Source organism: Pediococcus ethanolidurans (assembly GCF_001437405.1).
Taxonomy (GTDB): domain Bacteria; phylum Bacillota; class Bacilli; order Lactobacillales; family Lactobacillaceae; genus Pediococcus; species Pediococcus ethanolidurans.
Window position 1 is genome coordinate 79,288 of sequence record NZ_JQBY01000003.1, and the last position, 20,337, is coordinate 99,624.

Below are 20,337 nucleotides of genomic sequence, written 5' to 3' on the forward strand. Positions count from 1 at the left end.
TTATCACCTAGTTATTCTCAGATGCGTTTTGTTGTTCTTGTGCACATGCCTTGTTATCCGCAATTTTAAAGAATGGGAACCAAATCAAAGTACTTATCACGACAACAACGACAGTAATAATTCCAAAGCCTAAACCACCTTCAAGAAAACCTTGAATAACACCTGGTGTAGTCCATGGTAATTGAATTAATGGATTAAATGAAGCTGCAACTTTTAAGAGTGGAATCAAAGCCCAACTTACTAGTCCAATTATAATTGGCGTAATTAGCATCGGGATGAAGAAAATTGGATTCAACATAATCGGCATCCCGAACACTAATGGTTCATTGATGTTGAATAATGCTGGAACACTTGCTAATTTCAACATTTGTTTGTAACGATCTGATTTGGCTCTAAACATTGAAATGATTAAACCAATTGTTGTGCCTTGACCACCAAATCCATTACCTAAAACGATGGTAATAATTGCCATGGTTAAGTAAGGCATTGCGTGCCCCGCTTTGAAGGCGTTCTGGTTCAAAATACCATTGGCAGTGACAATAGGCATTACAATTCCATATACCATGTTTGGATGAATCCCAAAGAACCACAACACATTAGCAATTGTGTAAATCGCAATTAAACTAATTGGTGAAGCAGTGAAACTTTGTAGAGGAACCTGAATGAAGGTTGTGACACAATCAAAGACGTTACCAAAACTTGTGTAGGCAAAAAGTCCTCTAATTACAGTCATCATGATCAAAATTACACCGGCAATTAATGAAGGCTGTAAAGAAGCTGCGACATTAGGTGGCACACTGGAAGGTAATTTAATAACGAAGTGCTTTTTATTTAGATATACGTATAATGCACCAACGAGCCAACCAACAAGAATTGAAACTACGATGCCAGTAGCACCAATGTAATTAGTGCTGAAGGCAGTTAATGGAGCTAACTTTGCGTGAGTACCTAAGACACGTGCCGTGTAATCTTGAGGTGCCAAAATGAAAAAACTAGAAATGGCTAATAAACCAGATGGTAATGGGTCAAACTTACACTTTTCGGCATAGACATAGGCAAAATTAAAGACAACAAACATAGCTAAGACATTCATTGTTGCGTTTTGTGCTGCACCAAAATGTGCTGCCCATCCAACTTTTTGTAGAAAGTTTGTCCACATTGGAATTGGAAAGTTACCAATCAATAGGACGAAAGCACCACCCAAAGTTATGGGCGTGATTCGCATAAATGCTTCAGCTAAAGATGAAAAGAATAAATTAGTATTCATCCAAGCTGCAATTGGAGCAATAAATTTGTTTAGAAATTTTTGAAGCTTATCCACAACTAAAACCTACTTTCTGTCATAAATGTTTGAAAGCGTTTGCTTACAACTGACATTTTCAGTTTATGGAGGGATTATGTTTAAATCAAGGTATTCTGGGAATGCTGGAAAGTGTTTTGACACATTGCGTACTGTTCCACGGATGAAACAATGTGTTCCAAATATGATAAAATTGTAATTAACAGATCTTTGGGGGGCATATTATGGCATTTTTTGGCTTAGAAGATTTATCGGCATTATCGAATGTAGATTTAACTATTTATCGTTATGTAACTCAGAATAGCGATAAAGTAGCGTATATGCGCGTCAGAGATATTGCAAAAATTACACATGTTGCTAATTCTTCGGTAATGCGTTTTGTACATAAAATGGGATTTAGCAGTTTCCCAGAATTTAAAGCCTTTATTCAAAATCAAGGAAACAGTACAGCAGAACAACCGTTATTTAATTTTATTAATCAGAGTAATTTTCCTGCTGATATTGTTAATAAAGTACAAATGGTGGCAGATGCTTTATATCAAAGTGACAACATCATTTTGGTGGGGATGGGATCCTCGGCTTTTTTAGCTAATTATGCTACTCGGCAATTAGCCTCACTTGGTTATAATTCAAGTGTGGTTACGGATCCGTTTTACCCATTAGGACAACGCCTAAAAAATACTAGTAATAACACTCTTATTTGTTATTCTGTATCAGGTGAATCGGAAGAACTAATTGCCTTGATAAATGATTTTATTAATAATGATGACATTACAATTGCTAGTATTACTGGTAACGAAGCTAGTACCATTGCCAGAATGAGCAGATATTCCCTGACCTATAAGGAACAAGAATATCGGATACACAGGTATTATGATCTTTCATCCCAAATTCCAGCATTGTACATTACGGAAGCGTTAATTAGTGTGCTTAATAATAGAAACGCAAAATAGGTATAAATTTTAGGAACGGAGTGTTCCGAGTTTGATAAATCTAAAATTATAACTAGAATATTTAATTCGAAGAAGGAATTGTCATGAAACATATTGTTGCTGGAATCATTGCACATGTTGATGCAGGGAAAACGACACTCTCAGAAGCTATGTTGTATCGAACGGGTGCCTTGCGGAAGCTAGGACGTGTCGATAACGGCGATGCTTTCTTGGATACAGATGATCTTGAAAAACAACATGGAATCACAATCTTTTCACACCAGGCTAATCTCAAATGTCACGATCTGAGTTTAACTTTATTAGATACGCCTGGACACGTGGATTTTGCCGCTCAAACGGAACAAGTTTTAAGTGTGCTTGACTATGCTATTTTGGTTATTTCTGCAACGGATGGTGTTCAAAGTTATACCCGAACACTTTGGCAATTACTCAAACGATATCAAGTACCAACTTTTATTTTTGTGAATAAGATGGATGCCAATGGTGTTGATAGAAACCAGGTTCTAAAGCAACTACAAACGAAACTTGCCGAGGGATGCATTGATTTTGATAACGACACGGAAACACAAACTGATATTCCTGAAAATAGCTATGAAGAAATTGCCATGCAAAACGATACGGTTCTTGAACAATTTTTGAATTCTGGAAAACTTAGCGATGATACTGTTCGAGAAATGATTGTCAATCGTGAAATTTTTCCTTGTTATTTTGGTGCGGCCTTAAAATTAACTGGTGTGGAACACTTATTGGCCGGTTTGGAACGATGGATTTGTGAAAGAACTAGTAAATCAAACGAGTTTGGTGCACGAATATTTAAAATTTCTCATGATGAAAAAAATGAACGATTAACTTGGCTACGGGTGACTAGTGGTACTCTGCGTACCAAAGCTGTCTTGTTAAATGAGCAAAAAGTAAATCAGCTTCGTGTCTATGACGGCGTAAAATACGCTGTTGTGCCAGAAGTTGAAGTTGGTGGTATTTGTGCAGTTACGGGATTAACAGAAACGCATCCGGGACAGGGACTGGGAAATGAGCCGGGCGGCAGGTCATCCGCTATTCAACCGGTACTTAATTATGCACTTGATCCAAAAGGTAATGATATTCATGCTTGTTTGACGGCACTTCGTCAGCTTGAAGATGAGGATCCTCAATTACATGTGACGTGGTCAAATCATCTTCAAGAAATTCGTGTGCAAATTATGGGTGAAATTCAGCTAGAAATTCTGCAACAAATTTTGGCAGAGCGTTTTAATTTGAATGTTGAATTTGGGGAAGGCAGTATTTTATACAAGGAGACAATTACGAAAGCTGTTGAGGGAGTGGGGCATTTTGAACCGCTTCGTCACTATGCTGAAGTTCATTTGTTGTTGCAACCAACCCCTAAAGGTAGTGGTTTGACCTTTGATTCAAACTGCGGTATTGACGTACTTGGTAAAAATTGGCAACATCAAGTTTTAACCAATTTACGAGCAAAGGAACATTTAGGTGTTTTGATTGGCGCACCAATTACAGATATAAAGATTACGTTGGTTGGTGGTAAAGCTAGCATTGTGCATTCCGTGGGTGGTGATTTTCGTGAAGCTACTTGGCGTGCAGTTCGCCAGGGGTTAATGATGTTGAAAGCGCGAGGTGCTTGTCAGCTTTTGGAGCCTTGGTATCGATTCAGTTTAACAATTGATCAAACTCAGGTTGGCAGAGCAATGAATGATATTCAACGGATGAGTGGAACTTTCGAAACACCAAAAGATAGTGGAACTGAAATGATAACGTTGACTGGAACTGCGCCTGTTTCAGAAATGCAAGGTTATATGCAAGAAGTGCGGGCATACACACATGGACAAGGGCAACTGGAGTGTGTTGTTGACGGTTATCAGCCGTGTCATAATGCAGAAAAAATCGTCTCGAAACTGAAGTACAATCCAACTTCAGATCTAGAGAATACACCAGATTCTGTTTTCTGTGCACACGGAGCTGGCTATCCAGTTCCTTGGAATAAGGTGCCAAGGATGGCGCATGTTGAATATACGTATTCACAAGAAGATTTACCAAAGCTGACAAATTAAACTAAAGGATTGTTTTTAAAAATTTGGTATGATTGAACTGTAAATAAGTGTTACTCGTGGAGTTTATAGGTTAAATTTGACGAGAGAGTGAGTATCTTTTTTTAATATCCATTTTCACGTATAATGAGTAGTAAATAGACACTCAATGGAGGATAGCTTGTGGCCAAAACTAGTAGAATTATGGCATTTTGGGATAGTTTCCAAAATTCATCAGAATATAAAATTATTAATAATTATCCGCAATGGCTTGTTCAAGAGACAGTTCAATACTTTGATAAAATGATGGCTAAAATTTATCCGGGATCGTTTCGTACTTGGAATGAAGACAAACTATTAGATGTTTTATACGCGATGTTTGATCAGGCTGCTGCTGATGCAGATTCCGATACAGAGCAAATTTTTTGGATAAGTTTTGACATTATTAGCGAACTACTGAGATACTTAGCGGATACCAATAAGATCGGAATTAATAAACGAAATTTAGAAGAAATGTTTGTCGAATTTCAAGAATATACTGATGCGGACGATCCAGATGAAGAAATTAAGGAAATGTACACAGGCGAACTCCGTCATGTCAGTACTGATTCTTGGCTACCAGAATGGAAAGAGTATATTGCGGTTAATATTGAACGCTATACTCGCGAATGGGTAGACGCTTATGCCGAGAGTTCAGATTGGCACAGTAGACCCAATGGAATTGATAAGGCATTTATAAGTATGATTCTAAGTAATCTGGCAAAGTGGGCCTATGACGACTATCGAAAAACACCCAAATCATGGACAAAGACGGCCATTACCGGAGTTATGACGGGCCAATTTGTATCTGATTTAAGTACGGAACCTGAAAGCTATAAGTTAATTGCACCTGCGCTTTCTCATTTTTTGACCTATATTGCCAAGCAAGGGTGGCTGAATGAAAAACGGGCCAGTGATTATAAACGATTCATCGCTGCTGCAGTCCCCGATATGATCCAGCTGTCACGAGATCAAGACAATTTTAGCCCCTTAAAGCTAATTGCTATGAAGATGCATGAAGACGGTGTCGATATTACGGATGAAAAGGCGGTCCAAGCTTACATTACCAAGGTTAATCAAAATGGTGGAATTGATAGCCTGTATGATGACTATGAAGCGGATGACTCTACGTTGGATATGCCAACGGAAGAAGTGCGCGAAATAACTAAGCATCCGGAACAGCTAAGAAGGCTTGCTGAAATTTACGATCCAGACCCGGAGCAAAATTATTTGAATAGTGACCATCTGCCAGAATTTGAAAATCGTCGATGGCGTAAAAAGACTGCAATAGCAGTTCACGCGCAGGGTGTCCAGGCAGGACTACGGTTGTGGTTGAATCGGCAAGATTATAAATTGCCTAAAAATTGGAACGCTGTCAGAGTGGTTCAAAATGTCAGTGCTTTTGTGGATTTGCATTATGCACAAGCATTGCTGAAACCAACTGAATGGCCAGTACCAAGTTTTCGTGATTTTGGCGAGTGGGCACGATCTAAACAATCGGGTGAACATCTTGCTGCGACTAACCAATTGATTCCTAGCTTATTAGCGGAGCTGACAGATGATGGAACGTTAACACGAGAACAGGGTAAACAGCTGACGGCCGCTTTTTTTGGAAAAGCGATTCCAAAATCAAGTAAACTAAAAAAGGTCAAAGGCAAAGTCATTTCACTGAAACAGGCTCGTAAGTTACTTAAGAATAAGAAGCACCATTAAGAAATTAAAAAACGAGGTACTAGTGGTCTAATTCGCTGGTGCCTCGTTTCGATTTCAAAAGCGTTTTAACTATTGAATTTGAATTTACTCGCCAACGGTTGAAAATGGTGATCACGATTTGCGGTTTTTCTTTGTCATTAAGGGTAATTCAGAAAATATCGCTGCCATGGAACGCTATGTGCAGAACCAATTTTTATTTTTGAGACTGAAGACTCCTGAAAGTAAGCCACAAAGTAAATCACTTATTTAGGCAAGTAAATCGCTAGTAATTGCGATTATTCAGCAGTGAATTAGTGAATTTTACGTTCGCGATTACAGGGAACACCAGTATTTAGCAATTGAATTAGCGGATAGAAATCTGAAGAAGTTCAGCTTTGAGGACATTATTTTTCTAAAGCAATTTTTAGTGTAGAAAAAGTTGGTGGGACAGCGAGGATTCACTACGGGCAATTTTAGAAAGATTTATTAAACGACATCCTGATGAAAAGGTGGCAGTTTTTGATCTGTTCTATAAAGGTCATAATATGTAAAAGCGCTGCGTTTCGCTCAATTTACGGTTAATGGAAAAGGAAAATACCGATACTAAGCTGTTAGCTGCGGTAATATTGTTCGATTGAACTACTGATAAGTTCTTTATTCAAAAGGCACTAGGATGGGCTCTTCGCCAGTGTAGTAAAATAAATCCAGAGTCGACGGTAGAATTTCTAAATACCCATCAATCGAGTAACTTGGCTGTGAGTGAAGCATCAAAATATATTTAGATTTAAACAAAAAAAGGTATCTTCCCGTTAAGGAAAATGCCTAAGTAAAAGTCTATTCAATTTCTTCGCTAGTTGATTCTTGTACTGCTTTAGCTTTATCGGTTGCTGATTGCATTTTACCTAATACAGCGCGAGCAATTGGCCCAACGATGAGCAATTGAAGTGGTAAAGCAACGATTATATTAAAACCCCAAGCATGAATGTAACTTGTTAAACTTACATTGTGAGACATGATGATGCCAAAAAGAGACATGCATGTAACCATTCCGAGAACCATCATTACTGAGATGGTAATCCCGATGAGGACAACATTTCTCTTCATATAATCATTGATAATGTATTTAAATGCAAGTTTCTTGGCGATTGGTCCTACAACTAACAAATCCAAAATGATGGCAACGAGTAACCCACCTGGATATTCTGAGAGGGAATTCATCATGAATCCCTTGGTGAATCCTTGAACTAGCATAACATTATAGCAAACCATCACAAAGACCATTAATCCAGCCATGATGGCAGTAAAAACAACTTCTTCTTTTAAATTTCTTGGCATCTTATTTCTCCTTCGTGTTTTGAGCAGCATTAGTTAGTATACCGGGAAATGAAGGAGCTTCGTAAGTTACGTTTGTGTGACGATTTTGTAAGGGGTTGCGGGAAAAATAAAGAAATGAGGTAACACATGAAAATTAGAATTATTGGTCCCGTTGGCAGCGGTAAAACACAGCTGGCAAAGCAACTAAGTTTAAGATATAACATTCCGGTAACTTCAGTAGACGACCTTAACTGGAAAAGAAGTCCACGGGGAGACGTTCATCGTACACCTGAAGAAAGAGCAACTTTACTAAAACTAGTTTTGAAACAAAATGACTGGATTATTGAAGGTGTTCAGTATCGTTACGGGCAGGAGTCATTTACTGATGCAGATGTGATTTATTTTAAGGATATTTCGCATTTACGTAACCTGTATTATTTAGTGAAACGGTATTTAAAAAATCGAATGACAAGAGGACCACAGCAATATAGTCATTTACGATTATTTATAAAATGGGAGCACAACTTTCGTGTGAAAGAACGAGCAGAAATAATGACATTATTAACGCCATATGCCGACAAAACAATCGTGTTAAAGAAATAAAAGAATTTATATCATCACGTTAGGTAATGCTAGTGTGATTTTTTAATTTAATTTTTCTAAAGCGGTAATCCTATTCAGGAGTACAATGAATTTAGCAACACTATCTTACATAAGAGGGACTGATTTTGATGAAAATTAAAGAAGGCTACATGCCGTTTCATGGCTACAAAACGTACTATCGTATTGTTGGTGAACCAAGTAAAGATAAGGCACCGTTATTGCTAATTCATGGTGGACCCGGTTCTTCACACAATTATTTTGAATTATTAGATGATTACGCCAAAACTGGTCGTCAACTCATTATGTACGATCAAGTGGGTTGCGGTAAATCCTCACTTCCAGAAGACGAGGGTGTTTATGTTAAAGAAACTTGGGCAGAAGAATTGGTTGCTTTACGTAAGTACCTCCATCTAGATGAAGTTCATATGTTAGGTCAGTCATGGGGTGGTATGCTGGAAATGTATTATTTAACTAGCTATGATCAAACCGGTGTTAAGAGTGTCATGATTGATGGTTCACCAGCTTCCATTAAACTTTGGACGCAAGAGCAACATCGCTTAATTTCTTACTTAAGCTATGAAGATCGTGCGGCCATTGCGGAAGCAGAACGAACGGGGAATTTCAGTGGTCCTAAGTATTTAGCAGCGAACGATCGTTACATGGAACGTTATTGCTGGGATGATCCCGATGAGAATTCACCTGAACCATTACGTCGTGAAACGAACGGAAAGCGCGCAAGTTTAATTGCTGAAGGACCCAACGAGTTTACCGAAAATGGAACTATTAGTGATTTTGAAGTTACTGATGATCTTAAAAAAATTCACGTACCAGTACTGGTTACAAACGGAACGGACGATTTGTGTACACCATTGATTGCCAAATCTGTTTATGATCATATCCCAGGTGCTAAATGGCACTTGTTTGCCAACAGCCGTCATTTAGCCTTGTTGGATCAGCATGATGAATTTATTAGCGTATTGGACAAGTGGTTGGAAGAAAACGACTAAATTAAATATTTTTGAAGCTGTCATTCAGAACTAGCTCTGATTGCTCTACAGCAAAAAAGCATATTAAAAATTGTCATTTTTTAATATGCTTTTTTATATTTAGAAAATAGCTACCACGTTTCATTTACAATTTAATATTCAATATCAATCATTTCGGTGGTTAAGACATTCAAACTAGGCTAAAATGAAGAGAAAAAAATGACGAGGAGATCATGCAATGATTATTAATCCGACCAAAAAAGCCTTACCAATCTTCAACAAATTAGTTAAAACCAAAGATGCTAGTGCAGCCAAACGATTCGCAATAGCTAATCCATTTTTTTCTTGGCATGCCAATTACTACTCGTTAAACCGTAAAAAAGTTATCATATTGGTGAACGATTTAACCTATGCTACGGTTGTTTTATATGATATAAACGCAAAAAATAAATCAAAATTGGATCAGTTTATTGAAGAGGGTATTCAAGCAGCGTTTGTAATGACAGGGATTAGTCATGAAAATATTGATGCTTATTTTAAGATAGCTGGTAGTATTGAAGTTAATGCCGGCTTTAATCGCCAAGTAACCGGTGCAATGACCAATTTGGTTTTAATGCTTCAACGTTCAAATGCAAGGTATTTAAACAAGTTAATTCAAACTAAACTAATGAACTGGTTAATGCAAATCCCATTTAGACAAAAAAATTATATTTTTGCTAAAGAGGCGATTAAAAAGGCTTTTCAAACTAATTTGAGTATTGCAAAAAGTACTCCTGAATTGCCAAAAGATACCTATGAAGTCAACAAGACTTGGACGGATTACCATCAATGGGACAAGTACGAAAACGACCAAACATTATTTACAAACGATGGCACGAAATATGAACAAGTGAGAGCTGGAATACAAGAAAACAACAAGCTATTGTTGGCAGAATTTCAAAACTATTTAACCAAGGTTCAAGGACTAAGCAAGAAGGTTATCACTAAACATGTCAATAATGCAGAATTTCTTATCGATGAATTTTTAACCTATTACACGATTTTGACACCATTAAAGGCTTCCAACTATGTTATGGAATACTTCTCGGATTGGTTTCCTCGTAAAGCTGCTTATTCGGTGACAGAACTTAAGTCTAATGCTACTTCAATCAAGAAATTCTTTAAGTTCATGGAGATTGCTGGCGAGATTAGTCAGAGTAATGTTGAAATAGCTAGGCAAGGTATAAAAGAGGGAATGGAATTAGGCATTGAGTATTTCCAAATGCTCGATAATATGGAAGATGAATGGGAGTAACTGTTAGTATGCAGTTAAAAATAGAAGTCTTTGGAGTCGCAACTACAAGCTGCTCAAAAGGCTTCTATTTTTAATTGAACCAAGAAACAGGCTATCGTGATGATTTTTTTTCTTGATGTTTTAAAATAGCCATGAAAGCAGCCCGATACATCCGTGGATAGGCTCTAGCAATTCGTACCACCAAACGATCGCTAAATGAATGGAAGTATCGGTGCTTGGGTTTTACATCAGTTGCAGCAGCATAAAAGACCTTTGCCAAGTCGGCAGAAGTTGCTGAAATTGCGCCATTTGCAGAGTCTAAAGCATCGCCAATCATTGTGGCAAACTGTAAATAGGCTGAATCTGGTTTAAGATTTTTACGGATGTTGTCCATAGTAATTTTGCCCCAAGACGACTGAGTACCACCAGGTTGAACAATTACCGAACGAATACCAAATTGCTGAACTTCAATATCTAGCGCATCACTCCATTGCTGAAGTGCACCTTTTGAAGCATGATAATAGGCGTTTAATGGCATGTAGAGGTCACCACCAATTGAAGAGATGTTAACGATTCGTCCAGAAGTTTGTTGCCGCATTGTCGGTAAAACAAGTTTAGTCAATTCGGCCGCACCAAAGAAATTGGTTTCAAACTGTTTACGAACGTTACTGATCGGCACATCTTCGACAGGACCGCCTTCACCATAACCAGCGTTATTAATGAGAACATCAATGCGATGTTGTTCAGTTAAAATCACGTGGATGAAGTTTTGATTGGACTCATCAATAGTTACATCTAATTTGACGGGGTGAATATTTGCTCCGGTTGGAATTTTTTCTACCCGTCGCGCACCTCCATAAACGATCCAGCCACGTTGCGCAAACAATTGAACTGCCGCTTTTCCCATTCCGCTACTAGCACCAGTAATTGCAACTACTTTTGTTGTCATAATTTTCTCCTTTTTTTGACTATATCTGAGATTTTGGATTTTAATGCAATTGATGTTACACTTGTAACAAATTCAAGTCGAGAAAAGCATACCCTCAAATGAACGGGAATACAATCCCTCACAACTAAGAAGTGACAAAAGGAGAAAAATTGTCAATGGCTAATCAATCGCAAACAACAAAAACATACTTAATTGAAGCTCTCGAACGCCTGCTTCAAAAAGAATCATTTGATGAAATCTCAATCACAGAATTAACCAAAGTGGCCGGTATTTCGCGGATGACTTTTTATCGACATTATCAAAATATTAATGATATTTTAGTTGAAGCGATGCAAGATCTGGTCACTGGTTTAACTGCTCAGCTAGATTTTAAAACAATTGTCCAACATGAGGGATTAGTTTTTATGATGCAATATTTAAGGAGTCACGCCGACTTTATTAAAATTTTGGTCAGAGCACAGCAACAAGATATGCTTCGGGAAAATATTGCACGTGTGTTGGCAGACATGACGGCGCATAAAAAACATCTTAAAAATTTAAGCGCACGCGAAATGAGTTATTATGTTCGTTATCATTCCACGGGGCTTACCAGTGTCGTTATTGACTGGGTGACTAAAAAACAACCAGAAACCGCAGAAGAGCTTGCGACCTTTTTAGAGAAGATTGGTGAAGGCGGTAGTTCGAATTAAAGAAAATAGGGTTTAAAAGATAGACAAAAAGGCTTTTGAATAACAATTGTTGTTCAAAAGTCTTTAAGATCAAAAACAGGATAGTTACCTCTTCAAATCTTGGTGAATACTAATAGCATGTTCAATTGAAATACCAAGTTCAACGGCAGATGCCGCCAACAAGAAATTTTTATTTAGTGCTCGTTTCTGGGGATCATTAGTGGTGCGCATTTTTTTGAATGCGGATGCCAGCGTAAGTGTACTAGAAAGCAAGCCCAGACCCGTTATAATAACTTTTTGATGCCAGTAATTATTCTTCATTTTAAATACCTTCTTTAATAATATATATTTCAGAAATCGCTTACAGTATACTACTATTAGGTGAATAATACTTTAAAATAAATAATGATAAGAACTTGTTTATCAAGTGAAGAGGATTTTATTATGAAAAAGAAAACCAAAGTTGAACTTAGTTTAATTATCGGAGTTATTTTGATTTTAGTTGGTTGGTTGTTTTTACGATCCCAAATTTATCAACCGAGTTTAGAAGCAAAAAAAGCGGCTGAACAAACAACGGTAATGAGAAATAACCTTGTTTTTCAAGCCAAGCTTTCCAAAGCACCAATGGTTATTTTTTATCCAGGGGCGTTGGTAGAGCCCAAAAGCTACAGTATATGGGCTAAAAAACTTAGTGCAGCTGGTTATCCGGTTTACATTGTGCGTTTTCCAATGGATTTGGCAGTGTTAGCACCTAATAAAGCTAATGAGGTGCGAAATAAAAATGATCGAGATTATGTGATTGGTGGGCATTCCTTGGGTGGCGTAATGGCTAGTCGATATGCCCAGAAACATCAAAAAAATCTAAAAGGCGTTTTCTTTTTGGCAAGTTATCCGGATAAAAAGGGAAGCCTAAAAAAGATTTCAATACCAGTGTTGTCAATTACGGCTAGTCGTGATGGCGTTTTAAACAAAAAAGCATACAAAAAGGCTAAACAATGGTTACCTACAAGGACAACATTTGAGGTGATTAAGGGTGGCAATCATGCTGGTTTTGGCAGTTATGGAAAGCAGAAGGGTGATCGAAAAGCGACAATAAGTACGGCTGAGCAACAACAAGAAATAGCCCGTTATTTAATTAACTGGTTGAAAAATATTAAATGAAACTGTTTCTTGTGAAACATTTTGAGTTAATAAAAGAAAGTTTTAAAATTTTGATACCGTTTTCTTATATAAAACTTCTAGTGCTAAAATAGGGTCAAATAGGAGCGTGATTTAAATGATTCTTGAACGAAGAAATTTTATGAATCTTGATAAATTCGGTCAAAATATAAAACGACCAGAAGACGTACCGGATATTAAAAACTTAAAGAGATTGGGAAATCTATATCAACTGGGTGAAGCTGGTGCAAATGAAATTGGAACAAAACTAGAAAATTTGGACTCTGAATTTCAGGTGAACTACGATCATAATCCAATCCATCATATGGAAGAGCGGATGAAGGATGTACAAAGTCTGGTAGAAAAGGTGCATCGCAAAGGGTACGAGCTGACGATTGAAAATATAGAAAAACATATTTTTGATATTGCGGGCATTCGAGTTATTACAAATTACATTGATGATGTTTATCTGATTGAAAAACTACTCGTCAATCAGTCTGATGTGACATTGATCAAACGAAAAGATTACATTAAAAATCCAAAACCCAGTGGTTATCGTAGTTTACATGTAGTGGTCTCTGTTCCTGTATTTTAGTCTACTGGTAGTAAAAATGTGAATGTTGAAATTCAAATTCGCACTGTTGGGATGGATATGTGGGCCAGTCTGGAACATAAATTGCGATATAAAACAGATATCGATGATAAGTTGGTTGCCCAGTATGGTGAAAATTTACGCGGCTATGCTGATGAGTTATCCGGTATTGAACATAAGATGCAGGGCATTTACAAAAAACTGAATAATTATGATGCTTAAGTTTTTAATTAACAGGAGATGTTATGGAGAAATTAAATTTTGAGTTAGTTGGTAACGCTGAAATTGCGCCAGCGATGGCTCATTATATGAAAGATAAATTCACGTTTATCGGAATAAAATCAACTGAAAGAAAAGAACAAAGCAAGTTACTTTTAAGGAAAAGCACCAAATTGCCGTCAAATACAGTAAAGGCTTGGGTGAGCGAATTGTATGGTCGTACTTTTCGTGAGTATCAATATGTTGCCATAGATTTGGCAATCCGAAACCTTAGAAAATGGAATTTTGCTGATATCGTCACTTTCAAACAATTTGTGGCACAAAAAAGCTGGTGGGACTCGGTTGATGCTTGGCGAACATTATTTGGTAAGTATGTGAAATTGCATCCTGATGAAAAAGCAAAAGTGTTTGAACTGTTCTATCAAAGTGACAACTTTTGGGAACGCCGCGTTGCGATCAATTTACAACTAATGGAGAAAGATACTTTGGATACTGAAATGCTAACTAAAGCAATTCTTTATGATCAAAATACAGATGAATTTTTTATTCAAAAAGCAATCGGATGGTCGTTAAGACAGTATAGTAAATATAACCCAAATTGGGTCAGTCAATTTTTAAAGACGCATGAATTAAGTAAATTAGCTGTTAAAGAAGGAAGCAAATATCTTTAGATAAGCAAGGAGAACAAATGAAAATTCAAAAAGTTTCACAATTAACTCCGGAACAACTAGATCAAGTGATGCAAATTTGGTTGGAAGGGAATCTAAGTGCACATGATTTTGTGTCACCTGAGTATTGGCACAAAAACTATGATTTAGTAGCAACACTCATTCAAAAGGCAACCTTAATTTTGGCCATTGATGATAAAATAATTGTTGGTTTTCTTGGATTAATGGATCACTACATTGCTGGTTTGTTTGTGCGCGAAGATGTTCAGAGTCAAGGAATTGGCGCGCAATTAGTTAATGCAGCAAAAGCAACAATAGATCCGTTAACTCTTGATGTGTATGAAAAAAACGACCGGGCGGTTAAGTTTTATAAGAAACATGGTTTTGACATAGTTGAAAAACGTAAAGATAAAGATACCAACGAGAATGAACTGGTTATGAAAACATTAGCAAAGTAAGGTAAACTGTGGGAAGGCGGATTCAAAAATTGTTTTGAATTTCACTGAATCTAAATCTATTGGGGAGTAGATTATCATGCGAATTAGAAGTTGGTGGATTATTAATGTTATTTGGCTAGCCGTATTTTTGATAACAACGATTTTTATTCTTATCCGCAAAGTCGATGGTGCAGGGGTTGTGCAAACAATGCCAGCAAAAGGGATTGCTTTAGCGGTTTTAGGAATCTTCTTTATTTTAGTTCTAATTTGTCAGTTAATTATGTATCTTGTGATTCGTAAACGACAATAATACGTAAAAAAATCGACAATCTTAAGTGACTGTCGATTTTTTTATCTGTTTAAAATTTAATTCAATAAGGTTTTAATACCCATAAATACTAATAAAACGCCCATAATGATGTTTAAAATCACGGCACCACGGCCGACCGCAAATTTTGTCATTAGTTTTGGTGCAATAGCAGCGCCAACAATGGCACCACACATCAAGCTGATTCCGACTGCCCAATCTACTTGCCCACCAGATAAATGCGTTAAAGCACCCACAACAGACATGCAAACTAGTACGTATGATGAGGTTGCCGAAGCCTGAATCATGGAAGCACCCATTAAAAGGAGTCCTGCCATAATTGGACCACCGCCGCTTAAACCAGCAACCCCAACCATTAACCCACTGATGATACCAAAAATAGTGGGCAAAGTTTTTGAAGTGTTTGCAGTAGTTGGCTTGCTACCGTTTCTCAGTTTATAGAGAACTTGAATTCCTAGAATCAAAAGAATCAGACCAATAATTACGTTGTAAACTTTAGTCGGAATAAAGGGAGCAATGAGGGCTCCGACAATTACAGAAGGAATTGCAGCAAGGAGCATAATGTTGCCTAAATGAAAATTAATTTGTCGTTGTCGATAGTATAGCCATGAACCGATTGCTAAAGATGGTAAGGCAGTAATAATCGAAGTGGCTGCGGCCGAAGCGGGAGCCAAATTAAAGACGGCTGTTAGGACACCCAAATAGATGGCACCACCGCCACCACCCATTGAGATGACAAAAATACCAACAAGTAGACCAATAAGAACTAGTGAAATAAACTGAAGCATATCTGATTCCTCTTTTCACTGCACATAAATATAGTTTAGCTCACTTTTAAAGTGGGCAGTACAAAAAATACATGAGAAAATAGATTTAATGGAGATTAATTTAAAGCAACAACGAGTCTTTAAGAAGAATCAATTCTCAATCTATGTTGAGTTAACCCAGAGAAACATGTATATTTTAAGTGTAATGAAAATTAAAAACGGTTACAATTCAAAAGTTAAATCAGTAAGCAACTAAAGGTTGGAAGTATCAAAATTACCTCAGTAACTGCTGTTAAACAACTTAGTTCACAAACAGAGTTTAACTGCCGTCCTACGGTTCACATGGTCTGGAACGGGGTGCGAGTTCTTGCGGCTGATTTTTGCCACAAGAATCGACATCGTATGAAACATTAAAGGTTTCGGAACGAAAACTAACCCTTATGTGTAATAGTGGGCACGATTTGAAGCCAAGAAGAGCACTTGTCTTCAAACTCGGCCTTATTCTAAGTAATAAATTACTAAGAATAATTTCACCCCTGAGACCAATCGCCTCCGAACTAATAACGTTTGATGCTTCGATAATGCTCACTAACACTGATATCATAACTTCTATTTTGATGTGTTGGTTGCAAAGATTAGACTTAGTCTGGAAGCAAATGGGCTCAGTAGTGCCATTTATCTTAGCGAGTTTCGCTTAGATAAAGGCCGAGCTTAGAGACGTGCATTTCGGCTCTAAGTCGTGCCCACTACGTTCCAGCCCAAATTTGCTGGAAGACGGCATTTAAATCTAATTTTGTTACCATGAACGTTTTTGTATCAGACAACGAGATGTGTTTTTGTAGTTTCAATCTTTAGTAAGTAAAACAAATAATTGAAATTGAGTAAGAGGAATAAAACTATGCAAAAGTACCAGGCAATTGTCTTTTTTGATTTAGATAATACATTATTGAATGAACAACACGGCGTAGATCCAGAAGTACTCACAGCTATTCGAACACTTAAGCATAACCAAGTTTTACCTGTGATTGCTACTGGTCGTTCGGCAGGTGTGGTGAGTGACATCATGGAATTGACAGAGATTAATTCCATTGTGGCGTTAAATGGTCAGTACGTGGCTTTGAACGGAAAACAAGTTTATTCACAGAGTGTGCCGATGCCATTATTAAAACGGTTCATCACATTTTCGGACGAGCATGGCATTGCACTTTCACTTTATGATGCTTACCATGAATGGGCAACAGGAGTTAACGCCGCCATGAAAAATGGCTATGAATTTCTGAATATGCCGTTACCACCTGTTGATAAACAACGTTTTGAAAGTAATCCAGTTTATATGATTTTGGCATTAACTGAAAATTCGAATGATGATGCATTAATTAAGGCTAAATTTCCAGAATTTGATTTTTATCGAAATGCTAAGTTTGCCATTGATATTGTGCTAAAGGGTGTCAGTAAACAGACCGGTATTCAACAAGCTCTAAAGACAATTGGACAAACAGATGTCCCAACGTTTGGCTTTGGAGATGGTCCAAATGATATTTCTTTGATGAATGCTGTCGATCACGGCGTTTCAATGGGTAATGGTGTTCCTGCAACTAAAGCCGCAGCTGAATTTGTTTCAACTGACTTTCGTAAACATGGCATCATCAATGGTCTAAAGCATTTTGATTTAATTTAAGGTTGGGAGGTAGACATGTGCAAACAGCAGATGAAATATTTAAGGCAATTGAGGCAGATCCGCAAAACAAACAGTTTACAATGCAGAATGTTCACCCCTTGTACCACATTGAAAAAAATGCGGAAATTTTGATTATTAGTCAGGCACCCAGTAATAAAGCGCAATCAACAATGGTGTTTTGGAATGATCCAAGTGGAGATCGGCTGCGTTCATGGATGGGATTAAGCAAGGATGAGTTTTATCATTCCGGTAAAATTGCTGTAATGCCCTTGGATTTCTATTATCCTGGAAAAGGAGCTCATGGTGATTTGCCGCCACGCAAAGGTTTCGCAGAAAAATGGCACGAACCATTGTTACAATTGATGCCAAATTTACGTTTGAAACTTTTAATTGGTCAATATGCACAGAAATACTATTTACAAAAACAGCGAAAACGTACACTAACTGATACGGTTCGTCATTATCAAGATTACCTGCCCGAATATTTTCCGCTGGTGCATCCGTCGCCATTAAATTATGGCTGGATGCATAAAAATTCTTGGTTTGAAACTGAAGTTGTTCCTGCACTTCAGAATAAAATCCATACCATTATGCATGACTAGGGGATTTCTGAACTTAAATTAAGTTAAAAGCTGTCTTGAAATTTACCTGATTGATTTTATAATGTAAGTAATCGCTTTAATTTAAAATGTTCAACGTTGTAAACTGAGGGATAGTGAATTTATGTATACATATATGAATTTAGAGACTGTGGGTCCCTGGATTGCCCAGCTAATAGTGGCGGTCTTTTTTATTGTCGGCTTTATTGATATCTATATGGCAATTTGGCACACAGCATTTAGAAATATACATAGTAGTCAGGCTAAACGAGTCACTTATCGCGTTTTATTAATTGTGCTCAGTGTGGGGGTCAGTTCTGTTCTTCATTTTGCAGGCTACAATAGTGGTAATAATGCCATGATGTACCACAATATTGGTCTGTTTATTTTGGTGTTCTCTTTGCTGGATGAGGACATTAATTTTGGCGAATATTTCATTCGTAGTGCGGCCATCGTGATCGTTTGGACCATGCATCATGTTAGCGGACTAACCTCATGGAAATTTCTTATTTCGATGGCAATTCTGTTAGTGATGCTTGTGATTATTCGTCGTTACCGCAATGAAATAAGTCTAAATTTGGAAGCTAACATTGTAACGTTTGCCATTTTGGATTTGGACTTTTGGCTAACGTTACCTTTGCATTCGGCTGGGATAGCAGTGAGCGGGGTTGTTGATGGTGAGGCAATTTTAATGTTTTTGCTGATGACTATCTTTACTTGGCGGCAATATCACATTACGGTGCGCAATAACCATATTTCACACATTGCGAACTATGATACGATGACGGACACCAAAAATTATACGGCTTATCAGAGCGACATTTTTAATCTTGTCGGCATTGCGCGCACAAACCAACAACCACTGACTTTAGCTGTTTTTGATATTGATCGTTTCAAACAAGTGAATGATCAATATGGTCATTTGGCTGGGAACATCATTTTGACTGGAATTTCAACAATTATTCAACGAATACTGGAACAATATAGTCACGAGTATCAACTCTATCGTACGGGTGGAGAAGAATTCGCAATTATTTTTCCTAATAGTACAAAAAATGAGATTATTCCCGTTTTAATTCATTGTTGGCGGGCTGTAAGAGAACAGAAATTTGATTATAATACTGAGATGCTTAATGTCACGATTTCAATGGGAATGTCCAGTTTACGGTTTACGGATGAATCCGTGGATGAATTATATAAACGGGCAGATGATTCTTTATATGATAGCAAAGGCCATGGGCGTGACACGATTACGGTGGATGGCAAAGAGCAGAATTTAACAGATGATGCTGATAACTTAACGTATGCTTATTTTGTTCAGAGCATTTATGATACTAAAAGTGGAACAAGTCACGTTGCCAATGAGCTGACCCTACATTGTTATGATCATCGAGAACATGCATGGATTGATCCGCCCCGTGGAGATTTAAACATTGATAAAAAAATAAAACTTATTCAAGATGCGTTGATCAATAGTGCTTGTAAAAATATTGTTATTTCATTATCAACAGCTGAATTTTTGAATCTTAAGGTGACCAGAAAAGTAATTGATTTTCGTAAGAGTGTGGATGGGCCTGACAAATTATTTGTGGAACTGGATCGTCTGCCCACGGTGGAGTCGCTTAAACAAATGATGGTTCTTTATCATCAGGGGGATATAAAAGTTATGCTGAGCCATGTTGGAAATAACCGCCATTTTGAACAAGTTAGTCCAGGACTAGAACTAATTGATGGCATTAAACTAACAATGCAATCCTTACGTGATCGAAGTTCAGAATCCTTGAAAGATAACATCCAGTTTTGGGGACGAATTGCTAATAAGTGGCATATTGATTTTGTTTTGGATGGTGTTTTGAATGAACAGGAGGCTAAGTGGGTACCGACACAAAACTACATTACTTATGTAGAAGGCGACTTCTTTGATCATTCACGGTTGCCAATTAGTGCCTAAAGAAGTTAGTTTGCTGAATGTCATTTTTAAAATTTAGAATCACTTACAAAGCAATTTGCTTTTGTAGGTGATTTTTTTAATACTTGCATTATATGTCGAAACGACTTATGATAGATGAGTCGTT

At 37.3% G+C, this 20,337-nt stretch carries 20 protein-coding genes and 1 pseudogene; 16 read left to right on the forward strand and 5 right to left on the reverse strand.

The window, feature by feature from the left end:
- Positions 1-7: 7 nt before the first annotated feature.
- Positions 8-1,321: a PTS sugar transporter subunit IIC gene (locus IV87_RS01960; protein WP_057805224.1), complete on the reverse strand. Its 1,314-nt coding sequence runs from the start codon at positions 1,319-1,321 to the stop codon at positions 8-10.
- Between the two features lie 203 nt (positions 1,322-1,524).
- On the opposite strand from IV87_RS01960, the gene IV87_RS01965 reads away from it, so the two are divergent.
- The 4 genes from IV87_RS01965 to IV87_RS11195 all read left to right on the forward strand — a co-directional run bounded on the left by IV87_RS01965 (position 1,525) and on the right by IV87_RS11195 (position 6,805).
- Entirely contained in the window at positions 1,525-2,253 is a 729-nt protein-coding gene (locus tag IV87_RS01965; RefSeq protein WP_057805225.1) for a MurR/RpiR family transcriptional regulator, read from the forward strand.
- A gap of 83 nt (positions 2,254-2,336) precedes the next feature.
- Positions 2,337-4,316: an elongation factor G gene (locus tag IV87_RS01970; RefSeq protein WP_057805226.1), complete on the forward strand. Its 1,980-nt coding sequence runs from the start codon at positions 2,337-2,339 to the stop codon at positions 4,314-4,316.
- A gap of 159 nt (positions 4,317-4,475) precedes the next feature.
- The gene (locus IV87_RS01975; RefSeq protein WP_057805227.1) at positions 4,476-6,044 is read left to right on the forward strand and encodes a hypothetical protein; all 1,569 of its coding nucleotides are present in this window, start codon (positions 4,476-4,478) and stop codon (positions 6,042-6,044) included.
- 677 nt (positions 6,045-6,721) lie between these two features.
- Positions 6,722-6,805 carry a hypothetical protein gene (locus tag IV87_RS11195; RefSeq protein WP_236698955.1) on the forward strand — a complete coding sequence of 28 codons (84 nt, stop codon included), beginning with the start codon at positions 6,722-6,724 and terminating at the stop codon, positions 6,803-6,805.
- 52 nt (positions 6,806-6,857) lie between these two features.
- Here IV87_RS11195 and IV87_RS01980 read toward each other — a convergent pair whose 3' ends face one another.
- Positions 6,858-7,358 carry a DUF2798 domain-containing protein gene (locus IV87_RS01980; protein ID WP_057805228.1) on the reverse strand — a complete coding sequence of 167 codons (501 nt, stop codon included), beginning with the start codon at positions 7,356-7,358 and terminating at the stop codon, positions 6,858-6,860.
- 126 nt (positions 7,359-7,484) lie between these two features.
- Between IV87_RS01980 and IV87_RS01985 the strand changes: the two genes are divergently transcribed.
- The 3 genes from IV87_RS01985 (at position 7,485) to IV87_RS01995 (ending at position 10,220) form a co-directional block, all read left to right on the forward strand.
- A complete protein-coding gene (locus IV87_RS01985; protein ID WP_057805229.1) occupies positions 7,485-7,940 on the forward strand; it encodes a P-loop NTPase family protein in 456 nt (151 codons plus the stop codon).
- 128 nt (positions 7,941-8,068) lie between these two features.
- Positions 8,069-8,947, forward strand: coding sequence for a proline iminopeptidase (gene pepI / locus IV87_RS01990; protein WP_057805230.1), 879 nt, complete (start codon positions 8,069-8,071; stop codon positions 8,945-8,947).
- Positions 8,948-9,164: 217 nt separating this feature from the next.
- A complete protein-coding gene (locus tag IV87_RS01995; protein ID WP_057805231.1) occupies positions 9,165-10,220 on the forward strand; it encodes a DUF6933 domain-containing protein in 1,056 nt (351 codons plus the stop codon).
- A gap of 91 nt (positions 10,221-10,311) precedes the next feature.
- On the opposite strand, the gene IV87_RS02000 is transcribed toward IV87_RS01995, so the two are convergent.
- Positions 10,312-11,148 carry an SDR family NAD(P)-dependent oxidoreductase gene (locus IV87_RS02000; RefSeq protein ID WP_057805232.1) on the reverse strand — a complete coding sequence of 279 codons (837 nt, stop codon included), beginning with the start codon at positions 11,146-11,148 and terminating at the stop codon, positions 10,312-10,314.
- A gap of 155 nt (positions 11,149-11,303) precedes the next feature.
- Between IV87_RS02000 and IV87_RS02005 the strand changes: the two genes are divergently transcribed.
- Positions 11,304-11,837 carry a TetR/AcrR family transcriptional regulator gene (locus IV87_RS02005; RefSeq protein ID WP_057805233.1) on the forward strand — a complete coding sequence of 178 codons (534 nt, stop codon included), beginning with the start codon at positions 11,304-11,306 and terminating at the stop codon, positions 11,835-11,837.
- An 84-nt stretch (positions 11,838-11,921) separates the two neighbouring features.
- On the opposite strand, the gene IV87_RS02010 is transcribed toward IV87_RS02005, so the two are convergent.
- Positions 11,922-12,137 (reverse strand): hypothetical protein, encoded by a 216-nt coding sequence (locus IV87_RS02010; RefSeq protein ID WP_057805234.1) that lies wholly within the window; start codon positions 12,135-12,137, stop codon positions 11,922-11,924.
- Positions 12,138-12,260: 123 nt separating this feature from the next.
- Between IV87_RS02010 and IV87_RS02015 the strand changes: the two genes are divergently transcribed.
- From IV87_RS02015 to IV87_RS02035, 5 genes and pseudogenes are all read left to right on the forward strand, one after another.
- Complete coding sequence (locus IV87_RS02015; RefSeq protein WP_057805235.1) at positions 12,261-12,977, forward strand: alpha/beta family hydrolase; 717 nt, start codon at positions 12,261-12,263, stop codon at positions 12,975-12,977.
- A 115-nt stretch (positions 12,978-13,092) separates the two neighbouring features.
- Positions 13,093-13,788: pseudogene (locus IV87_RS02020) on the forward strand (GTP pyrophosphokinase).
- Positions 13,789-13,811: 23 nt separating this feature from the next.
- Positions 13,812-14,456 carry a DNA alkylation repair protein gene (locus tag IV87_RS02025; protein WP_057805236.1) on the forward strand — a complete coding sequence of 215 codons (645 nt, stop codon included), beginning with the start codon at positions 13,812-13,814 and terminating at the stop codon, positions 14,454-14,456.
- Between the two features lie 17 nt (positions 14,457-14,473).
- The gene (locus tag IV87_RS02030) at positions 14,474-14,911 is read left to right on the forward strand and encodes a GNAT family N-acetyltransferase (RefSeq protein WP_057805237.1); all 438 of its coding nucleotides are present in this window, start codon (positions 14,474-14,476) and stop codon (positions 14,909-14,911) included.
- Positions 14,912-14,987: 76 nt separating this feature from the next.
- Entirely contained in the window at positions 14,988-15,200 is a 213-nt protein-coding gene (locus IV87_RS02035; protein ID WP_057805238.1) for a DUF3923 family protein, read from the forward strand.
- A 56-nt stretch (positions 15,201-15,256) separates the two neighbouring features.
- Here the strand turns inward: IV87_RS02035 and IV87_RS02040 are convergent, their stop codons facing one another.
- Complete coding sequence (locus IV87_RS02040; protein WP_057805239.1) at positions 15,257-16,006, reverse strand: sulfite exporter TauE/SafE family protein; 750 nt, start codon at positions 16,004-16,006, stop codon at positions 15,257-15,259.
- Positions 16,007-16,883: 877 nt separating this feature from the next.
- Here IV87_RS02040 and IV87_RS02045 point away from each other — a divergent pair.
- From IV87_RS02045 to IV87_RS02055, 3 genes are all read left to right on the forward strand, one after another.
- Positions 16,884-17,663, forward strand: a complete 780-nt coding sequence (locus IV87_RS02045) for a Cof-type HAD-IIB family hydrolase (RefSeq protein WP_057805240.1) — start codon at positions 16,884-16,886, stop codon at positions 17,661-17,663.
- Between the two features lie 17 nt (positions 17,664-17,680).
- Positions 17,681-18,265, forward strand: coding sequence for a uracil-DNA glycosylase family protein (locus tag IV87_RS02050; RefSeq protein WP_057805241.1), 585 nt, complete (start codon positions 17,681-17,683; stop codon positions 18,263-18,265).
- A 121-nt stretch (positions 18,266-18,386) separates the two neighbouring features.
- Positions 18,387-20,213 carry a GGDEF domain-containing protein gene (locus tag IV87_RS02055; RefSeq protein ID WP_057805242.1) on the forward strand — a complete coding sequence of 609 codons (1,827 nt, stop codon included), beginning with the start codon at positions 18,387-18,389 and terminating at the stop codon, positions 20,211-20,213.
- Positions 20,214-20,337: the final 124 nt, after the last annotated feature.